1 protein-coding gene is annotated in these 708 nt (G+C 58.9%); it reads right to left on the minus strand.

All coding sequences use genetic code 11. The annotated features are described in order from the left end of the window. The coding region (locus tag ACTHUR_RS14110; RefSeq protein WP_440399175.1) for a tetratricopeptide repeat protein at positions 1-708 on the minus strand (708 nt) is incomplete at both ends.

Raw genomic sequence — 708 nt, forward strand, 5'->3', positions numbered from 1 at the left:
GTATTGGGCCAGCTTGGCCTGTGCTTCCGCTTGCTCCTTATCGGCGGCACGACGATACCATTCTAAGGCTTCGGGCTTGCGTTGGGCGGCAAGAAGGTCGGCCAGCAGGGTTTGTGCGGCGATGTGGCGGGCTTGCGCGGCTTGTTCGAGATAATGTTTGGCTTGTGCGTGGTCGGGGCTGATACCCGTGCCGTAGAAGTAGATTTGACCGAGTTGCCAACAGGCGGCAGCCACGCCGAGCGCGGCCGCTTTTTCGTATTGTTCGATGGCTGTCGCAATGTCGCCTTGGCGTTGATGATGGCGTGCCAGATGGTAATACGCAGGCGCGGCATATCGGGCGGCGGCAAGCTCCGCCCAGTAGAGGGATTGTGGATCGTTGCGTTGCGCGTGGTAACGCATGAGGATTAATTGGGCTTCGGGGTGACCTTGCTCACCCAGCCAGGCGTATTCGTTAAGAAGCTGTCCTGTTGGGGTACCGTTGTGTTCGCGTTGTTGCAGCAGGATAAAGAGTGCCTTGGGATGGCGTTGGGCCGCGGCGGCTTCCAGCCATGGAAGTGCCTGCTCCGGATGACCATTTTGCAGCAGATGATTGCCCAATACAAAAGCAGCTTCCGTATAACCCTGCTCTGCGGCCTGTTGCAGCAGGGGCAGGGCTTGGGCGGTATTGGATTGTTCCAAAAGGGCGGCGGCTTGCCGGTAGAGGATATC

The organism is Neisseria sp. P0021.S007, assembly GCF_051956855.1.